Here is a 15,469-nt window from a genome sequence, read left to right on the forward strand (position 1 = left end):
CGAAGAAGTCGTGCAGGCCACCGGCGGAAAGGGCGTCGACCTTGTCCTGAATTCGCTGACCGGAGAGATGGCAGAAGCCAGCCTGCGCGCGCTCGCCGAAGGCGGCCGCATGATCGAACTCGGTGTGCGCGATCTGCGGGATCCGTCGGAGATTGAGGGGCTCGCCCCGGGGGTGCAGCACATTCCGGTCAACTGGGGCCATGTGGCCGAGGCCGATCCCGAGCGGATCGGGGCGATCCTTCGCCGCGTGACGCGCGAGCTTAGCGCAGGGCGGCTGGCGCCCCTGCCGCGGCAGTGCTTTGCCATCGACGAGGTGGACGCGGCCTTCCGGCTGATGGCGCGGGGCGGCCATGTCGGCAAGATCGTCATCGCCCTGCGGAACCGCCCGAAGGTCGCGGTGCGCGCCTCTGGCACCTACATCGTGACGGGCGGCTTCACCGGCCTCGGGCTCGACACCGTGGAGAGACTGGCCGGAGAGGGCACCGGACGGATCGTCGTGATCGGGCGCCGCCCCCCGGGCCCCGAGACCGAGGCCATCCTGCAAGGGCTGCGCGCAAGCGGGACGCGGATCGACGCCGAGATCGTCGACGTGGCCGACGCGGAGGCCATGACGGCCCTGCTCGCCCGGATCCGACAGGACGGCCCGCCGATCCGCGGCGTGATCCATGCCGCCGGCACGCTGTCAGATGCGGGCCTGATGGCGCAGGACCGCGAGACTATCGGGGCCGTGATGGCCGCGAAGGTCACCGGGACGCTGCTGCTGGAACGGCTGACGCGCGCCGATCCGCTGGATCTCTTCTGCGCTTATTCTTCGCTTGCCGCGGTGCTGGGCTCGCCCGCGCAGGCCAACCATGCCGCGGCCAATGCCGCGCTCGGCGCGATCATGCGCAGGCGGGCCGCGCAGGGCCGGCCCGGGCTCGCCATCGCCTGGGGTCCGTGGAGCGGCATCGGTGCCGCCGCCGGTGCGGACACCATCGAACGGCTCGCCGATCAGGGCGTGGGGGCGCTCAGCCCCGCGGAGGGACGCGCCGCCTGCGCCTACCTCATGGGCGAGGCGCGGGGCGAGGTGATCGTCGCCCCGGTCAATTGGACAAAGCTGAACACCTGGCGCGGCGGTCGCCCCAACCCTGTCTTCCCGACCGGCGAGCGGGCCGCAGCGCCGGAGAGGCCGCAAACCGGCGGCACCGCTCCGGCCACCCAGACCGAAGCGCAGGACGACATCCTGGAAAGGCTCGCCGCGGCCGAGCCAGCGCGCAAGCGGCAGGTGCTTGACGCCTTCCTCGAAGTCACGGTGCGCAAGTCCTTTGCCCTGCCGGAGGGCCGCAGGCTCGACCCGAAGACCCCCTTCGGCGAACTCGGGCTCGACTCGCTTCTGGCCATCGAGCTGCGCAACCGGCTGGGGCGGTCGCTCGGCATGCGCCTGCCAGCCACCCTGCTGTTCGAGAACCCGACCCTTGCAACGCTTGGCGATTTCCTGATGTCCGAGATCGCCCCCGCGGCCACGCCAGTGCCCCCTGAAAGTACCCGAAAGACAGCGCCGTCGAGCGATGTTTTCGCCGGGCTCGATACCCTCAGCGATGAGGAGCTCGAGCGCATGCTTGGGCTGGAAGACACAATGAACGACGAGGCCGAGGCATGAGCAGCTTTCTCGAACGCATCCGTGGCCTCTCGCAGAAGCAGCTTGCCGTCCTTGCGCTGCGCCTGAACGAGGAACTCGAACAGGCGGGCCGCCGCGAGAGGCAGCCCGTCGCGGTGGTCGGCATCGGCTGCCGCTTTCCGGGCGGCATCACCGGGCCGGACGACTTCTGGCGCCTTCTCGACGAGGGGCGCGAGGCGATTTCCGAGGTCCCGGCCGAACGCTGGGACAGCGGCGACTGGTTCGATCCCGATCCCGCCGCGCCGGGCCGGATGTCGGCCAAGCTGGGCGGGTTTCTCGACGACGTTGCGGGTTTTGACGCCGAGAGCTTTGGCATCACCCCGCGCGAGGCTGCGACCATGGACCCGCAGCAGCGGTTGCTGCTGGAGGTCGCCTGGGAAACGCTGGAGCACGGCGGCATCGACCCGCAGGGCCTGTCGGGCAGCGCCACGGGCGTCTTCGTGGGGGTCTGCAACAGCGACCATTTCCAGCGCGTCCTGAAGCGCGGTGCAGAGAGCATCGACGCCTATGCGGCCTCGGGCAACGCGCCGAGCGTTGCGGCCGGTCGGATCTCCTACGCGCTGGGGCTGACGGGGCCGGCGATCACCGTGGACACGGCCTGTTCGTCCTCTCTGGTCGCGCTGCACCAGGCCATCGGGGCGCTGCGCAACAGGTCCTGCGATCTGGCGCTTGCGGGCGGCGTGAACGTCATCTGCGAACCCGACACCATGGTGTCGCTGTCCAAGGCGGGCATGCTCGCCCCCGACGGCCGTTGCAAGGCCTTCGACGCAGCGGCGGACGGCTTTGCCCGCGGAGAGGGCTGCGGAGTCATAGCACTGAAGCGGCTCGAGGATGCGAAGCGGGACAATGACCGCATCTGCGCGGTGATCCGCGGCAGCGCGCTCAACCAGGATGGCCGGAGCGCGGGGCTCACGGTGCCCAGCCGCCACGCGCAGGAGGCGGTGATCCGCGCGGCGCTGGCCGACGCCGGCGTCGCGCCCGAAGAGGTCGGCTATATCGAGGCGCACGGCACCGGCACGCGGCTTGGCGATCCGATCGAGATCCGCGCACTTTCGGCGGCGCTTGCGAAGGGCCGTACCCCGGGCCGAGAGCTGGTCGTCGGATCGGCCAAGACGAACTTCGGCCATCTCGAAAGCGCGGCGGGCATCGCCGGAACGATCAAGACGATCCTGTCGCTGCAGAACGGGCGCATCCCGCAGCACCTGCATTTCCACCAAGGCAACCCGGAAGTGGACTGGGACGCGACCGGCATCCGCATCGCGGCAACCGCGCGGGACTGGCCCGCCTGGGCCGAGCGGCGCATCGCGGGAGTGAGCTCCTTCGGGTTCAGCGGGACCAACGCCCACGTGATCCTCGAATCCGCACCACAGGAGCCGGCGATCCCGGGCCCTGAGCACGTCCGTTGCCTTCCCCTCTCGGCCCGCACGCCTTCGGCTCTGACGGCCAGTGCGGCACAGCTCGGCAAGGCCATGACCGACGCCACCCCGGATTTCGCGGCCACCGCGGCAACGCTTTCCACCGGCCGGGCCCACCTGCCCGAGCGGCTGGCCATCATCGCCGGCAGCACGCGCGAGGCGGCCGAGGTGCTCGACGCCGTGGCCGCGGGCCGTCCCGACGAGAGGGCGCTGCGCAGTCGGGTCGAGCCCGGCGAGAGCACGGGTGTTGTCTTTCTCTGTACCGGACAGGGAGCGCAGTACCCCGGCATGGCGCGATCCCTGTTCGAGAGTGCGCCTGTCTTCCGCGAGATCATCGAACGCTGCGATACCGAGTTTGGTGCCCAAGACGGACTTCGGTTGATCGACGTGATGCAGGGGCGGGCCAGGAATGACGCCCTGCTGCACCGCACCGACTGGACGCAGCCCGCACTCTACGCAGTGGAATGCGGGCTTGCGGCGCTCTGGCGCTCCTGGGGGATCGAACCGGCGGCCGTTATCGGACATTCCGCGGGCGAACTCGCCGCGGCGAGCATCGCTGGCGTCTTCACGCTCGAGGACGGTCTCCGGCTGGCGGCCGAGCGTGGGAGCCTTCTGTCGCGCCTGCCCGAAGGCGGCGCCATGGCGGCGCTCTTCATGAGCGAGGACGACGCGCGGCGGGCAATCGCGCCCTACGCCGACGCAGTCTCCATCGCAGCGGTCAACGCGCGCGACAGCGTGGTCATCTCGGGCAGTGCGCGCGGCATCGACGCCACGCTGTCGGATCTCGAACGTGCGGGCGTTCGGGGGCACCGGCTACACATCTCCTTTGCCGCCCACTCCCCCATGGTCGACGGTGCGCTGGACGACATGGAACGCGCCGCCGCCGGGATTGCGGCGCATGCGCCCGAGATCCCCGTGGCATGGAACCTGACCGGCGGTCGTGCCCTGCCCGCGGGCGCCCCTGACGCGGGATACTGGCGGCGCCACCTGCGTGAGCCCGTCCGATTTGCCGAGGGCATGGCGCAGCTGCGCGGCGAAGGACATCGCACCTTCCTCGAACTCGGGCCCCACCCGGTGCTTGCGGCGCTGGCCGCGCGTGATACCGACACGCTCGCCACCGCCGAGCGGCCGGTCTACCTTGGCTCGCTGCGCCGCGACCACGACGACTGGGCCGAGATGTCGCGCGCCCTGGCGGGCCTCTACGTGCAGGGCATGCCCGTCGACTGGGCCGCAACGTTCGAGGGACAGAGGCCCCGACCAGTCGCGTTGCCGACCTATCCTTTCGAGCACAAACGCTTCTGGATCGAGCCCGCAGAGACCACCCGCCCGGCGGGTCCTGCGCTGGGGGCGGACGGTGGCTTCCCCGGCGGGCGGCTCGACACGCCCGAGCCGATTTTCGAAACAAGTCTCTCGACCGGGCTTCAGCCATGGCTGAACGAGCACCGTGTGCGGGACAGTGCCATCGTAGCCGGGCCCGTCTACCTGTCGCTGGCCGTGGCCGCCGCAGAGGCCACAATGTCCAAGGCGCAATGGGACGTCGCCGATTTCTCGATCCTCGCGCCGCTGCACGTGGAGGACGCCCCGCGTGCCGTCCAGACCCGGCTCACGCCGGAGGCCGACGGAGGCCTCTCCTTCGTGATCCACAGCCGCGCGCGGGGCGCGACCGGGGCCGACTGGGTGAAACACGCCTCGGGGCGCCTGCTGTGGCACCGCGACGGGATGCCCGCGAAACGGCCGGACATGGAGACCGCCGCGACACAGCTCAGCGGACAAGACGCAGCGGACACGCATCTCGAACGGCTGGAGGCGCTCGGTATCCGGCTTTCGGGACGGTTCCGCACGCTGGACCGGCTGCACCGAAAGGACGGAGAGGTCATCGCACGGATCGGACGGCCGGAGGGCGCCGCGGGGATCGAGACGCCCTTCTGCGATGCGGCACTGCTCGACGGTGTGCTTCAGGCCGCGGGCGCCGCCCTGCCGGAAGATCTGGCACGCGACGGAAGGCTGTTTTTCCTGACCGGCATCGGTTCGGTGTCGCTGGCGGGCCCGCTGCCGAATCGCTGCCGGTGCCATGCCCGTCTAAGGCCCGGGTCGGACGGCGCCTTTCACGAGGTGGACGTCACGCTATACGCCGAGGACGGAACCGGGATCGGCACGCTGGAGGGCATCCGCCTGACCGCAGCGGAGCATCGCGTGACGGAGGCGCCGCGCCATTACCGGATCGAGTGGCAGGAGGCGCCCCTTGCCCTGACCGCCGCCCATGCGCTGCGCGCGCCCGAGGCGGCTCAAGCCAGCCTGGAACAGGTCTTCGACGGACTCGCCGCCCGGAACGGGTTGGACCTCTACGACCGGCTACTTCCGGCGCTGGACGAGATCACGCGCGCCCACATCGTGACGGCGCTGCAGACACTGGGCTGGGATACCCTGCCGGACGGACGTCACGAGGTGGAGACACTGGCCGACCTTCTGGCCGTGGTCCCGGGGCAGCGGCGCCTGTTCCGCCGGCTGCTCCAGATCGTTTCCGACGCCGCTCTGATCGCTCTCGACGGCAACGAAGTCGAGGTGCGCGCCCTGCCCAAGGTCGACGCCGCCGCGCGTCATGCCCAGGCAGAGGCGGAGTTCGGCCGCACGCCGGAACTGTCGATCCTCGAACGCTGCGGGTGCGCGCTAGCCGGTGTGCTGGCCGGAACCGCCGATGCGCTCCAATGCCTGTTCCCGGGCGGGTCGCTGGCCGAGGCGCGGGAGCTCTATGTCGACGCCCCCTTTGCGCGGACGTACAACGGCGCGCTCGGCGCGCTGCTCGGCGACCTGACACGGGATGTCGCACCGGACCAGCCCCTGCGCGTTCTCGAGATCGGCGCCGGAACCGGCGGCACAACCCACGAGGCGCTCAAGGCGCTGGATGGCCATGCCGTCGAGTATCATTTCACCGACCTCTCCGAGCACTTCCTCGAGGCGGCACGGGATCGGTTCGGAGGTCGCGACGGCTTCACGACCGGGGTTCTCGACATCGAACGGGACCCAGCGCAGCAGGGTCTGGCCCCCGGCGGCTACGACATCGTTCTCGCGGCAAATGTGCTGCATGCGACGCGCGACCTTGGCACGGCCCTTTCGCATGCGGCGGGGCTGCTGGCACCCGGTGGCGCGTTGGTGCTGCTGGAAGGCGTTCGGCCCGAGCCCTGGGTGGACGTGACCTTCGGCATGACGCCGGGCTGGTGGCGCTTCACCGACCACGATCTGCGCCCCGAATATCCGCTGATCGCGCCGCAGGACTGGGGCGAGCTGCTGGCGCGCAGCGGGCTGACCGGCGTGGCCGCAGTCGGCGGGTCCGAGGATCTTGGCCGGGGTGCCGCGCAGCAGATGCTGATCGCCGCGCGCAAGCCGTTTGCCACGCCCCGCCGCGTGGCCGTTCTGGGCGAGGCAGGAGATCTTGGCGCCGCCCTTGTCAGGACGCTGGCCGAAGAAGGCGCGGAGGTCTTCGAAGAGACCGCCGAGGCCGATGATCTGATCGACCTTTCGGTGCTGCGCTTGTCCGGGCTTGCCGAGACCGCACCCGGCCTCGACCGCCAGATCGAGGAGGCTGCCGTTCTGTCGCCGATGAAGCGGCTTCAGGATCTTGCCGCGCGCGGGACGGGCCAGAGGCTCTGGATCGCCACGCGCGGCATGAACGCGGTCGGGGAAGCTCCGCACGGCGGTGGCCGCTGGCAGTCGCCCGTCGCGGGGCTGGCCCGTGTCGCGGCGCTGGAGGTGCCGGCGAATTGGGGCGGGCTGGTCGACCTCGACCCCGCCGCCACCACGGAGGCACAGGCGCGGGCCATCGCGCAAAGCGTGCTGTTCGGGGATGATGACGACCAGGTCGCATGGCGCGGCGACACCCGTTACGTGCCGCGCCTTGGGGAAGTGACGGCCCATGCGGCCCTGCCCCGCGACCTCGATCCAGCGGGGACATACCTCGTCACCGGTGGTTTCGGCGGCATCGGCGCGCTGCTCGGCAAGGCGCTGGCCGAGCGCGGCGCCGGACGTGTGGCGCTTCTGGGCCGCAATCCCGAAGAGGACGGCCCTGCGATGGCCGCAATCCGCGACGCCGGGGGCGAGGCGCTGGCTTTGCAGGCCGACGTCACCGACGAGGCCTCGCTCCGCGCGGCGTTTGAAGTGATCGCCCGTGACGGCCCGCCCCTGCGCGGCGTTTTCCACGCGGCGGCGCACCTCGACGCGGCGCCACTGGGCGACCTCGACGAGGAGAGCGTGCGGGCCATGCTGAGGCCGAAGATCTCGGGGACGCTGGCATTGCAGCGCCTGCTTGCCGAACAGGGCGCGGATTTCCTCGCGCTCTTCTCCTCGACCACCTCGGTTCTTGGGGCCCCGGGCTTTGCGCACTACGCCGCCGCGAACGCCTTTCTCGACGCGAGCACGACGCAGGAGGGCCTGCGGACGTTTACGGTCGGCTGGGGCACCTGGGAAACGATGCGCCTTGCTTCGGAGGAAAGGCGGGAGACCTACGACGCGCAGGGGCTTCGGCCCATGCCAGCCGACGCCGCACTGGAGTCGCTGTTCGCACTGGCCGGCGGAGCCGCCGACCACAGTCTTGTGGCCTCCATCGACTGGGAGCGTCTGGTCACCCTGCACGAGACCCGCCGCCCGCGGCCGATGCTGTCGCAACTGGGCAGTCCTGCCACCCCGACCCTGCCCGCAATCACCAAGCCCGAGGAGGCCGAGCCCATAGACCAGTCCGAGGATCTGCGCTCGCAGATCGAAAACGCCCCCGCGGCGGCTCGCCTCGGGATCATCGAAAGCGCCGTCGCGGCAGAGGCCGCGGCCGCAATGGGCCGAACCTCCGGCGACGACGTGGCGCGAAACCGCGGGCTTTTCGACATGGGCATGGACAGCCTGATGTCGGTCGAACTGCGCACGCGGCTGGAACGCATCTCGGGGCTCACGCTGCCCGCTACCCTGACGTTCAACCACCCCACGGTGAGTGCCCTCGCGGGCCTGATCCTGACGCGGCTCGATGCAGCCGAGCGCCCGGCCGCCGGCCCGCCACCCGCGCCGGCCCCCGCGACCACCCCCCCGCAAGACGACATCGGCACGCTCGACGACGAGGACCTCGTCGCGCGGCTTCGGGCCAGACTGGAGGAACTTCAATGACTGGACGCGTGCGCGGCATCTTGTTCCTTCTGGGGTTCCTGTTCCTCTGGGCCGTGGTCGAAATGCTCGGCGCCATGGTCCTGGAACGGTACTCTGCCCTGCAGGTCGTCTGGACGCGCTACTTGGTTCATCTGCTCCTGTTGATGGCGATCTTCGCGTGGCGCGAGCCCGTGGGGCTGATCCGGACCCGGCGGCCAGTTTATCAGCTTCTGCGGTCGATGATGATGCTGGTGATGCCGCTGTCCTGGGTTCTTGCGACGCGCATGCATTCCGAGGCCGTGGTCTATGGCGGTTTCTGGAGCGCACCGTTTCTCATCATCGCGCTCTCGGCGTTGTTTCTCGGCGAGCGTCCCCGGTGGGAGCTCTGGGTGGCGGCCACCGTGGGCGGACTGGCGGCAGCGGCGATCTTCTCGGGGGTGGTCATGCCCAGCCTTACCGAATGGCTCCCCCTGATCGGCATGACCGCGTCTTTCAGCATCTATGTCGTCATGACCCGGTCGCTGCGCCACGAGAGCACGCGCACCAACCTGTTCTATACGGCACTCGGCGTTTTCGTCGCGCTGACCCCTGTCATGCCGATGGTCTGGCAGATGCCGAGCCTGGCGGACCTCCCGATCATCGCGGGCATTGGCGGGCTGGGGCTTGTGGCGCTCTGGTTCCTCGACGTCGCCACGGCCTCGGCCCCGCTGAAGGATACCGCCCCGCTCATTCTGGCACAGGTCCCGCTGGCTCTCAGCCTTGGCTGGATCGCCGAACACCATTTTCCCGACAGGCGTACGCTGTTCTATCTGACAGCGGTCTGCCTCGCCTGCATCACCCCATTCATCAGAATCCGTTTCGGTTTCCGCGCGAGAGAAAGCCAATGAACGACAATCGAGAAATGCTCAGAGACGCCCTCGGCGCAATCGAACGGCTCCAGGCCCGCCTGGAGCGGACCGAGCGTGCGGCCACGCAACCGATTGCGATCGTCGGATACGGCATGCGCTATCCCGGCGGAATCGAAACCCTTGGCGACTTCCGCACCCTGCTCGAAAATCGGGTCAACGCAGTCCGCAGGATACCCGCCGAGCGCTGGGACGCGGATGAATACTACTCGCCGGATCGCGACGCGCTCGGCAAGATCATCACGCGGCAGGGCGGCTTTCTGGACCAGATCGACCAGTTCGATCCCGGCGCTTTCGGGATCTCCCCGCGCGAGGCGGTCTCGCTCGACCCGCAGCACCGGCTGCTGCTGGAAACCGCGCACGAAGCGATGGAAACCGCCGGCATCGCGCCCGACAGCCTTGCCGGCAGCAACACTGGCGTCTTCGTCGGCATTTCGACCAACGAATACGCGCGGCTGATGTATGCGGCGGGGATCCGAGATTCAGACGTCTACGCGGCAACCGGCGGCGCGCTGAACGCCGCGGCGGGGCGCATCTCGTTCACCTACGGCTTCAACGGTCCCTGCGTCGCCGTCGATACCGCGTGTTCGTCCTCGCTCAACGCGATCCACCTTGCCTGCCAGAGCCTGCGTCGGGGCGAAAGCGACGTCGCCCTTGCAGGCGGCGTGGCGGTGATCACGATGCCGGACGCCATGGTGATGTTCTCGCGGTGGGGAATGCTTTCGCCGGACGGCGTCTGCAAATCCTTCGATGCCTCGGCGAACGGGTTCGCCCGCGGCGAAGGCTGCGGGATGATCGCGCTCAAGCGACTGTCCGACGCCGAGGCGGACGGTAATCCGATCCTCGGCGTGATCGTGGGCACGGCCACGAATTCCGACGGTCGGTCGAGCGGCATGACCGTGCCGAACGGACCCGCCCAGGAGCAGATGCTGGAAAGCGCGCTCTCGAATGCCGGCCTGAAGCCGCAGGACATCGACTATGTGGAAACCCACGGCACCGGCACCCCGATCGGCGATCCGATCGAAGCGGGGGCGCTCGGCTCCATCCTTTGCGCGGGGCGTGCCCCCGACAAGCCGCTGCGCATAGGTTCGCTCAAGACAAACATCGGCCATGCCGAGGCGGCTTCGGGTGTCGGTGGGCTGCTGAAGGTAATCACCTGCCTGCAGTCGGAGACACTGCTGCCGCAGCTTCATTTCAATGAACCCAACCCGGGGATCGACTGGGAAAGTCTGCCGCTCAAGGTGGTGGGCGAGGCCGAAGCCTGGCCCCGGGGCGAGGTTCCGCGCCGGGCGGGTGTCAGCGCCTTCGGCTTCAGCGGCACGAACGTCCATGTCATCGTTCAGGAGGCCCCCGTGAGGCCGACCCTCGTCGAGGCCGCCGGTGCCCTCCTGCCGGTACCTCTGTCGGCCGGAACAGAGGCCGGGCTGCGAGATCTGGCCCGGCGTCACGCGGATTTCCTGTCGGGTGCCGATGCGCCCGCACCTGCCGACCTGGCGCGCACGCTGGCGGTGGGTCGGTCGCACCTGTCTAAGCGCGCTGCGCTGGTGGTCCGCAATGTCGAGGAGCTTCGGGAGGGCCTGCGTGCGTTCGCCGATGGCGCGCCGCTTCCCGGGACGGCGACGGGCACCGCCCGTGCCGGCGCGTCCCCGCGCGTGGCCTTCCTCTGCACGGGACAGGGCTCGCAATACGCGGGCATGTCGCGCGGGCTCTACGAGTCCGAGCCGGTGTTCCGGGCCTCCATCGACCGCTCGGCCGCCGTGCTTGCCGATATGCTGGAACTCCCGCTGGTCGACGTACTCTATCCGGCGGACGCCCAGAGCAGCCCGATCTCCGAAACCGCCTATACCCAGCCCGCGCTTTTCGCCGTCGAATATGCCATGGCCGAGCTCTGGCGGTCCTGGGGGGTGGAGCCCTCCATCGTGGTCGGCCACAGCATCGGGGAATACGTGGCGGCCTGCCTCGCGGGCGTCATGAGCCACGAAGATGCCCTGCGGCTGGTGGCCGAGCGCGGCCGCCTGATGCAGACCCTGCCGACCGGTGGCGCCATGGCCGCGGTCTTTGCATCGGAAGCGCAGGTGGCAGAGGCTCTTGCCGGACGCGAGGCCGAAATCGCGATCGCCGGCATCAACGCTCCGGGCGAGACGGTGATCTCAGGCACAGCTGCGGCCGTCGAGACTGCGCTTGCCAAACTCGAGGCCGAGGGCATCTCGGCCAACCGCCTAACCGTCAGCCATGCCTTCCACTCGCCCCTGCTCGACCCCATGCTGGACAATTTCGAGACCTTTGCCGGAGGCGTGAACTACCAGGTTCCCCGGCTCAAGATCATCTCGAACCTCACCGGTGCACCCTACCCGGCCGGAAAAGCCCCGGATGCCCGCTACTGGCGCGACCACGCGCGCGGCGCGGTGCGCTTTGCAGATTGCATGGCGGCGGTCGAGGCCGCCGGTGCCGACATCCTTGTCGAGATCGGCCCCCATCCGGCCCTTCTGGGTCTTGCCGCGCGGGCCCGCCCAGAGGCCAGATGGCGCAGCGTCCCGACGCTTCGCCGGGGCCAGGACGACACCGCGACCACGCTGCGCGCGTTGTCCGAGGTTTATGCCGCAGGCGCAGAGATCGACTGGTCCGGCGTCTACCGCGACAGGGGCGGGCAGCTGATTACCGCGCCCACCTACCCGTTCCAACGCCAGCGCTACTGGTTCGAGGCGCCGAAACAGGTCTCGGCGCGGCAGATGGACAGCATCCATCCGCTGCTCGGGTCGGTCCAGACGACGCCCCCCCCCAACCGCGCCTTTCTCAGCACGCTCGGGACGACGGAGCCGGGCTATCTTGCCGATCACACGATCCTCGATCACGTGATCTTTCCGGCCACCGGCTACGTCGAGATGGCGCTTGCCGCGGCAGCGGCCACGCTCGGAGACCGGACGGTGGTGGCGAAGGGCCTGAGCATCGACGCGCCGCTGGCATTACCGGAGGGCGAACTGAGGAACGTCCATACCGAGATGGCACGGGCCAAGGACGGCACCTTCGGCCTGACCATCCGCGAAGTTCCTGCCGAGCCCGACGCCGACTGGCGGACGCTGGCGCAGGTGACGCTTTCTGCCGATTCAGGTGGTCAGGTTCGCGATCTGCCCCGCGCCACCGAGGCCCGAAAGCTCTGCCCCGAGCCTGTGGACGTCGCCGCACATTATGACGAGTTGACCGAGCTTGGCGTGTCCTACGGTCCCGCCTTCCTCGGGGTTTCGGAACTGCACAAAGGCGATGGCATCGCGGTCGGCACTATCGACCTGTCAGCCGAGATCCCGGACATGGGCGGCTATCGCCTGCATCCCGCGCTGCTTGACTGCGCCTTCCACACCGTGAGCGCGATCGTCAGCAACCGCGAGGCAAAGCTGCTCTACCTGCCCGTCGAGATCGACGCCATCCACTGGCACCGTCCGGCCCCGGCACAGCTCTGCGTGGTCGCACGGCTGCGCGCGCAGGACAGCAACGAGATCGTCGCCGACCTGACGCTCGAAACCGAGGCAGGCGAGATTGTCGCGCATGTGGACGGGCTTCACGCACGTGTCGCCACCGCCGAGGCCCTGTCGCAGATGCTGGCGGTCGAGCGGATCGCGCTTCAAACCATGGCGCTCGCCTGGGAGGATGTGCAGCGACCGCAGGCCGAGGCGGTCGAAGGCCTGCTGGTGCTGGGCGACGGTGGCCCTGCCAGTGCGGAGATCGCAACGGCGCTTGGCGCGCGGTTTGCCATGGTGCAGGACCTGGCGGCGGCCATCGCGGAGGAGACGCCCACCTGGGTCATCGACTGCACCACCGTCGACAGGACCCCGGAGGCCGCCGAGGCCTATGGCGAGGTGCTTTCGACCGTGCAGATGCTTGATTCCGTCGATCAGACCATCGGCCTCTGCCTCGTGACACGCGGGGCGCGGGCCGTCGGCCCCGAGGAAGCGCCCGATCCGGACGGCGGTGTCATCGTCGGACTCGGCCACGTGATAGACGTGGAGCGCCGCACCGCGCCGCTGGTGCAGCTTGACCTAGATCCCTTGGCGCCCGTGGATCCCGGGGCCATCTCCGACGCCCTGGCGCTATCGGGCGAAGAACCCGAGCTGGCGCTGCGATCGGGCGGCTTCGTCGCACCGCGCCTGCGCCCGACCACGCCCCCCGAGGCCCTGCCCGCCGACCAGCGGCGGGTTCTGCGCATCGTCGAGCGCGGGGATCTCGACCAGTTGCAGCTTGTTGAGGAGGCCCGCAAGGCGCCCGGCGCGGGCGAGGTCGAGATCGAGATCCGCGCCACGGGGCTCAACTTCCGGGACGTCCTCAATGCGCTCGGCATGTATCCGGGCGACGCGGGCGCGCTTGGCAGCGAATGCGCAGGCATCGTCGCTCGCGTCGGCGAGGGCGTCAGCGACCTGAAACCCGGCGACCCCGTCGTGGCCCTGGCGGGCGACTGCTTTTCGACCCATGTGACCGTCGGCGCGCGCTTCACCTTGCCAAAACCCGAGGCGATCACCTTCGCCGACGCGGTCACCATCCCGAATACCTACCTGACCGCGGCGCTCTGCTACGAGACGGCGGGCGGGCTCCGGCCCGGGCAGCGTGTGCTCGTGCATGCGGCCGCGGGCGGTGTCGGGCTGGCGGCCTTGCGGCTCGCCGTGCGCGCCGGTGCCGAGGTGATCGCGACCGCCGGATCACAGGCCAAGCGCGACTTCGTGCTGCGCGAGGGGGCGTCCCACGCCTTCGACTCCCGCTCGGACAGTTTCGGCGATGCCGTGATGGAGATCACGGGCGGCGAAGGCGTCTACATGGTGATCAACGCGCTCTCGGGCGAGATGATCCACGCCGGCATGCGCGTGACGCGCCCTGGCGGCGCCTTCCTGGAGATCGGCAAGAACAACATCTGGACGCCGGCCGAGGCCGCCGAGCGCGCACCGCACGTGCGCTATGCCGTCGTGGATCTCGGCGAACAGATCCTTGCTGATCCGGCTGCAGTGCGCCGGTCCTTCGAGAGCATCCTCGCCGATGTCGAGGCAGACAGGCTCGCGCCGCTTCCGGTTCAGGCCTTCCCGCTTGGCGACGCGCGCGAGGCTTTCCGCTTCATGGCCAATGCCCGGCACACCGGCAAGGTGGCCCTGCTGCCGGAACCGCAGCCCGGGGCGTCCATGCCGGTTCGCCCGGATGGCGCCTACCTCGTCACCGGTGGCCTGTCGGGGATCGGACTGGCCGCCGCCAACCGGCTGGCGTCCCGTGGTGCAGGCGAAGTTATCCTGGTCGGCCGCTCCGGCGCAGGGGCCAAGGCCCGGGCGCTTGCCGAACAGCTTGCGCAGACGCACGGAACACGCGTGCGCGCCCTTCCTTGCGACGTCGCGGACCCGGCGTCGGTCGAAGCACTGGTTGCAGAGCTTGCGGCTTCGGAAATGCCGCTTCGAGGTATCCTGCATGCCGCCGGGGTGCTCGACGATGCGCCACTGGCGGACCAGACACGGGAGCACTTCGCGCGCGTGGCAGGTCCCAAGATCGAGGGCGCCCGCAACCTGCTGTCCGCGACGCGGCGGGCGCCTCTGGATTTCGTGGTGCTCTACTCGTCGAGTTCGGCCATCATGGGTTCGCCCGGACAGGCGAACTACGCGGGGGCCAATGCCTGGCTCGACAGCCTTGCCGCCACCGAGCGGGCTGCCGGACGTCCGGTCACCAGCGTCGCCTGGGGGGCCTGGGGCGAGTCCGGCATGGCCTCGCGACTGTCGGACACGGTGCGCGAACGTTGGGCCCGCGTCGGGCTCGGCCAGCTCGGCAACGACGAAGCGCTCGATGCGCTGGAGAAGGTGGTGGGCCTAGGCCATCCCTTCGGAATGATCGCCCGCCTCGATCCTGCGATGCTTGCCGCCAAGGGCACGCCCCGGGTCAAGGCGCTTCTCGACCAGCATGCACCACAGGCCGAGGTGGATCTCGACGCGGAGGCCGATCTCGGCGCTCAGGGCATTCTCACGGCAACTGCCTCGGAACGGCCCGCGCTGCTTCTGGCCTTCGTCACCGCGCAGGTGGCGCGGGTGCTCGGCTACAGCGCGGCGGCGCTCGACGCCGATCGCCCCTTCTCAGCCCTCGGCTTCGACTCGCTCATGGCGGTGCAGCTCCGGAATTCGGTCCGCGCCGACCTGGGCATCGAGCTGTCGATCCGCGATCTGCTGGGGGAAGCCACGGTGGCGACAACCGCATCCCAGCTCAATGCCACGCTCGCGGCCTCGCAAAACGCCGAAGACAGCGCGCCCGTGGAGGAATGGGAGGAAAGCCTGATCTGATCCTTGGAAGAAGAACTCCGCCGGTCTGAACCGGCGGAGTCCCGGCTCCGCGTCCATGAACGTCAGGCGAAGACGCTT

The 15,469-nt window shown here is 69.6% G+C and carries 4 protein-coding genes (1 of these 4 running past the window's edge); all 4 read left to right on the forward strand.

Annotation, left to right across the window (positions count from 1 at the left end; translation table 11 throughout):
- Tightly spaced (each overlapping or abutting the next), the 4 genes in view from C8N44_RS01740 to C8N44_RS01755 form a layout consistent with a single transcriptional unit that may run on beyond the window.
- Nucleotides 1-1,639: the 3' portion of a type I polyketide synthase gene (locus tag C8N44_RS01740; protein ID WP_107974449.1), read on the forward strand. It extends 5,834 nt beyond the left edge of the window; only the last 1,639 of its 7,473 coding nucleotides appear in the window; the start codon falls outside the window, past its left edge; its stop codon occupies nt 1,637-1,639.
- The gene (locus C8N44_RS01745; protein WP_107974450.1) at nt 1,636-8,217 is read left to right on the forward strand and encodes a type I polyketide synthase; all 6,582 of its coding nucleotides are present in this window, start codon (nt 1,636-1,638) and stop codon (nt 8,215-8,217) included. The genes C8N44_RS01740 and C8N44_RS01745 overlap by 4 nt, the downstream gene beginning before the upstream one ends.
- The gene (locus tag C8N44_RS01750) at nt 8,214-9,083 is read left to right on the forward strand and encodes a DMT family transporter (RefSeq protein ID WP_107974648.1); all 870 of its coding nucleotides are present in this window, start codon (nt 8,214-8,216) and stop codon (nt 9,081-9,083) included. The genes C8N44_RS01745 and C8N44_RS01750 overlap by 4 nt, the downstream gene beginning before the upstream one ends.
- A complete protein-coding gene (locus C8N44_RS01755) occupies nt 9,080-15,391 on the forward strand; it encodes a type I polyketide synthase (protein WP_158273982.1) in 6,312 nt (2,103 codons plus the stop codon). The genes C8N44_RS01750 and C8N44_RS01755 overlap by 4 nt, the downstream gene beginning before the upstream one ends.
- The last annotated feature ends 78 nt before the right edge of the window (nt 15,392-15,469 follow it).

This window comes from Allosediminivita pacifica, assembly GCF_003054175.1.
Taxonomy (GTDB): Bacteria; Pseudomonadota; Alphaproteobacteria; order Rhodobacterales; family Rhodobacteraceae; genus Allosediminivita; species Allosediminivita pacifica.